General features: G+C 73.3%; 4 protein-coding genes and 1 pseudogene. 3 read left to right on the top strand and 2 right to left on the bottom strand.

Annotation, left to right across the window (positions count from 1 at the left end; all coding sequences use genetic code 11):
- Positions 1–1,221 (top strand): DUF2201 family putative metallopeptidase (locus AB0C29_RS34670; protein WP_360829406.1); only part of this gene is annotated, 1,221 nt, incomplete at its 5' end.
- Here the strand turns inward: AB0C29_RS34670 and AB0C29_RS34675 are convergent.
- Positions 1,208–1,888 carry an HAD family hydrolase gene (locus tag AB0C29_RS34675; protein ID WP_360829409.1) on the bottom strand — a complete coding sequence of 227 codons (681 nt, stop codon included), beginning with the start codon at positions 1,886–1,888 and terminating at the stop codon, positions 1,208–1,210. The genes AB0C29_RS34670 and AB0C29_RS34675 overlap by 14 nt on opposite strands.
- 23 nt (positions 1,889–1,911) lie before the next feature.
- Here AB0C29_RS34675 and AB0C29_RS34680 point away from each other — a divergent pair, with 23 nt between their 5' ends.
- Both AB0C29_RS34680 and AB0C29_RS34685 read left to right on the top strand, forming a co-directional pair.
- Complete coding sequence (locus AB0C29_RS34680; protein ID WP_360829412.1) at positions 1,912–2,784, top strand: pyridoxal-phosphate dependent enzyme; 873 nt, start codon at positions 1,912–1,914, stop codon at positions 2,782–2,784.
- A 145-nt stretch (positions 2,785–2,929) separates the two neighbouring features.
- Positions 2,930–3,969 (top strand): annotated as a pseudogene (locus AB0C29_RS34685) (serine hydrolase domain-containing protein).
- 7 nt (positions 3,970–3,976) lie between these two features.
- Here AB0C29_RS34685 and AB0C29_RS34690 read toward each other — a convergent pair.
- The coding region (locus tag AB0C29_RS34690) for a helix-turn-helix domain-containing protein (RefSeq protein ID WP_360829414.1) at positions 3,977–4,591 on the bottom strand (615 nt) is incomplete at its 5' end.

The following is a 4,591-nucleotide window of genomic DNA, read 5'->3' on the forward strand; positions in this document are numbered from 1 at the left end:
GTCGAGGTGGCCGGGGGCGCGCGGTCGTCGCTGTCCGATCCGCGCGCCCCCCGCAAGCCGTGGGAGCGGGCGCTGATCTGGTTCGTCGGCTCGTACCCGCTGCTGGGCGGGCTGGCCGCCGGGTTCACCCTGGTCGCCGACACCGACCTGGCCCGGGGCTGGGACATCACCATCGCGGCGGTGTCGAGCGCGGCCGGCGAGATCTACGTCAACCCGCTGCGTGAGCTGAGCGAAGCGCAGTGGCGGTTCGTGCTGGCCCACGAGATGCTGCACGTCGCGCTGCGGCACGCCGACCGGGTCGGGCCGCGGGACCCGTACCTGTGGAATGTCGCCTGCGACTACGTGGTCAACGGCTGGCTCGTCGAGATGGGCGTCGGCGAGCTGCCCGACGGGCTGCTGCTCGACCCCGCCCTGGGCGGGGCGTCCGCCGAGGAGGTGTACGACCGGATCGCCACCGACCTGCGCCGCCTGCGCAAGCTCGCGACCCTGCGGGGCCGGGGCCTCGGCGACATGCTCGGTGAGCCGCTGCCCTGGCGCGGTTCGCTTTCCGGGGGCGTGGACCTGGACGACTTCTACCGGCGGGCGCTGCTCACCGGGTTCCGGTACCACCAGCGGGACGGGCGCGGCCTGCTGCCCACCGGGCTGGCCGCGGAGATCCGGGTGCTCGAGCAGCCGCCGCCGCCCTGGGACGTGCAGCTGGCCCACTGGTTCGACGAGCACGTCCCCGGCCCGGAACGGCAGCGGACGTACGCGCGCCCCTCACGGCGGCAGGCCGCCACCCCGGGCATCCCGCGGCCGGGCCGGCACCTGCCGGAGGAGGTCGTCCGGCGGCACACGTTCGGGGTGCTGCTGGACACCTCCGGGTCGATGAGCCACGAGCTGATGGGCAAGGCCCTGGGCGCGATCGCGTCGTACGCCGCCGCCCGCGACGTGCCCGCGGCCCGGGTGGTCTTCTGCGACGCGGCCGCCTACGACGCCGGCTACCTGCCGGTGCACGAGATCGCCGGCCGGGTACGGGTCCGCGGACGCGGCGGCACGGTCCTGCAGCCGGGCATCGATCTGCTGGAACGGGCCCCGGACTTCCCGCCGGCCGGCCCGCTGCTGGTGATCACCGACGGGCACTGCGACGTGCTGCGGATCCGGCGGGCGCACGCGTACCTGATGCCGCGTGACGCCCGGCTGCCGTTCCCGGCCCGCGGTCCGGTCTTCAGCCTGCGCTGAGGTGGGCCGGCAGCTCGCGCAGCGAGGTGATCCGGTGGGTCTCGCCGGCCGGGCCACGGTCGTGGCGGTCCAGGTGGACGGCGGACAGCCCGGCCGCGCGGGCCCCGAGCACGTCCAGCGCATGGTCGTCGCCGACGCTGAGCACCTCGCCCGGCGGGAACCCCCAGCGCGCGCAGGCCCGGCGGAACGCCTCCGCGTGCGGCTTGGCCACCCCGAGGTCGTCGACTGTGAAGACCGGCCCGACCCGGTCACCCAGGCCGGTCCGGCCGAGCTTCCTGAGCTGCTGGCCGCGGGAGCCGTTGGTCAGCACGGCGGTGGGCAGGCCGGCGGCGGCGAGCGCGGTCAGGGTGTCGGCCACGTCGTCGTAGGCGCACCAGGCGCTCTCGTAGTGGGTCAGGTAACCGGCGAAGATCTCGTCCAGCTCGGCGTCGCTGCCCTGCGTACCCAGGAAGTCGCGGACCCGGCGGCGGCGCTGCTCGGCGAAGGTGATCCGGCCGTCGCGCCAGGCCGCGAGGTGCGGCTCCTGGACGGCGGCCCAGCGGGCGATCGCCTCGTCCGTCGCCGATAGGCCGATGCTGGGCAGCCAGCCGCGCAGACCGGCGGCGGCGGCGCCCTCGTGGTCGACGAGCGTGCCGTCGAGGTCGAGCAGGACACCACGCGGATTCACGCCGGGGATCCTAGACTTCCCGGGTGGACACCACGCCGATCGCCCTGGGCACCTGGCCGACCCCGCTCGAGCCGGCACCCCGGCTCGGCACCGCACTCGGTCTCGACGAGCTGTGGCTCAAACGCGACGACCTGACCGGCCTCGGCGGCGGTGGCAACAAGGTGCGCAAGCTGCAGTACACCTGCGCCCAGGCTCTGCAAGCGGGCGCGACGACGCTGGTCACCACCGGTGCGCCGCAGTCCAACCACGCCCGGCTGACCGCTGCGGCCGCTGCCCGGCTGGGGCTGGAGTGCGTGCTGGTGCTGCGCGGGGACGAGCCGCCGGCCGTACGCGGCAACCTGATCCTGGACCAGCTGGCCGGCGCGCGCATCGTATGGGCCGGCGACGCCCCGCTCGACGAGGTGGCGGCCGCGCAGCCGGGCTTCGTCATCCCGTTCGGCGGCACGTCGGCGTTCTCCGCGCTGGGCTATGTGGACTGTGCCCGCGAGCTGACCGCGCAGCTGCCGGATCTGAGCACCGTGGTGGTGGCGGTGGGCTCGGGCGGCACGATGGCCGGACTGGTGGCCGCGCTGGGCCCGGGCCGGGTCTTCGGCGTCGACACCGGAGCGCTGCCGGACGCGCGCGGCACGGTCGCCGCATTGCTCGACGCCATGGGGGTGCCGGTGAAGCCCGACGAGTTGCAGATCGACCACTCGCACGTGGGCGCCGGTTACGCGGCGCTGACCCGTCCGGTGCAGGAGGCGCTGACCCTGGCCGCCCGCACGGAGGGAGTCTTCCTCGACCCGACCTACACCGGGCGGGCGCTGGCCGGGCTGCGCGCCAGCCCACCGGACGGCAAGGTCGTCTTCCTGCACAGCGGCGGCCTGCCCGGACTCTTCGGCCACCCGGCCCTCTGAGGGCCCGTCCGGACACCGGTTCAGGTGCGAAGGTCGGCCTGTGGTTTTCCGCAGGTCGAGTGGGCGGATTACCGCATTCCGCCGCCACATCGATCTTCATAGCGTTGAGCGCATGCTGCAGACGATGATGAATGTGCTGGTAGCGATGGCTGTCGCGGCGGGTGATCACAGCGTGGACATACGCCCTGACCTGGAAAACATCGTGAGCGGCGGCGGGGCGACCGCCGCCCTGGTCCGGATCTCCGACGGCGGCCGCACCCTGTCGGCCGCGGCCGGAGTGCGCGACATCGAGCGCGGGGCGCGGCCGTCGCCCGACGGGTACTTCCGGATCGGAAGCGCCACCAAGACCTTCGTCGCCACCGTGGTGCTCCAGCTCGTGGACGAGAACAAGGTACGGCTGGACGACCCCATCGACCAGCACCTGCCCGGCCTGGTGCCGGGCGGCGAGCGGATCACGGTCCGGGCACTGCTCAACCACACCAGCCATCTGTACGACTACATGAGCGAGCCCGGATACTCGACCAACCGCTGGCGCGGCGACGCCCGGTTCCGCTCCTACCAGCCGGGCGAGTTGCTCGAAGTGGCCTTGGCCAAGAAGCTCCCCGACGACGGGAAATGGCACTACTCCAACACCAACTACGTGGTCCTGGGGTTGCTCGTGGAAAGGTTGACCGGCAATCCTTACGGCGAGGAGGTCACCCGCCGCCTCCTGCGCCCACTGGGGCTTCGCCACACGGTGGTGCCGGGTGACCGGTCCGGGATGCCGTCACCCCACGCCAAGGGGTACGAGCCGCTGCCCGCCTTGGTGGACGCGACCCGCATGAACCCTCGCTGGACTGGGCCGCAGGAGAGATGATCTCGACGGCGGCCGACCTGGAGCACTTCATGTCGGCACTACTCCGCGGTGAGCTGGTCAGCAAGGCCTCATTGCAGGCGATGCGCACAACCGTCGAAACCGGAGCCGGGTTCGACTACGGGCTCGGGCTCCAGGCGTACCGGCTGCCGTGCGGCACCGTGTGGGGGCACAGCGGCGAATTGATCGGCTACCTCACGTTCGCGTTCCGCTCGGACGCCGGCACGTCGATGACCATGTCGATCAACCCGGCCACCCGCAACCCGTCCACTGAGGAGATCATGGGGATCGCGGTCAAGGTGTTCTGCGACCGGTTTCCGGACGGGCACTGAGATCCGATCAGGCCGACCGGGCGCGCAGGCGGCGCAGCATGCGGGCGTCCACGAAGCCGACCGCGTGGGCGGCCGCCTCGACCGTCGCGCCGTGCCCGATCAGATATTCGGCGCGCTCGACCCGCAACTGCTGCTGGTAGCGCAGCGGCGTCCGGCCGGTCGCGGCCTCGAAGCGGCGGGTCAGCGTGCGCTCGCTGACCCCGGCCGAACGGGCCAGCTCGGCCAGCGGCAGCGGCTCGGCGAAACTCTCGTCGATCCGGTCCTGCACCCGGTGCACCGCGTCGCTGAGATGCGCCCGGTGCCGCAGCATCGCACTGGCCTGCTGCTGGTCCCCGTTGCGCCGGGCGTAGACGACCATCTGCCGGGCCACCTGCGCGGCGACCGCCGGGCCGTGCCGCACCGCCACCAGGTGCAGCGCCAGGTCGATGCCGCTGGCGATGCCCGCCGAGGTCACCACCCGGTCGTCGGCGACGTAGAGCACGTCGCGGACCACGGTCGCCGCCGGATAGCGCCGGGCCAGCTCGTCCTGCACGTCGTGGTGGGTGGTGCAGCGCCGGCCGTCGAGCAGGCCGGCCCGGCCCAGCGCGTCGGCCCCCGCGCAGACGCTGGCCACCGTGCCGCC

The sequence above is a fragment of the Actinoplanes sp. NPDC048791 genome (assembly GCF_040650095.1).
Classification (GTDB): Bacteria; Actinomycetota; Actinomycetes; order Mycobacteriales; family Micromonosporaceae; genus Actinoplanes.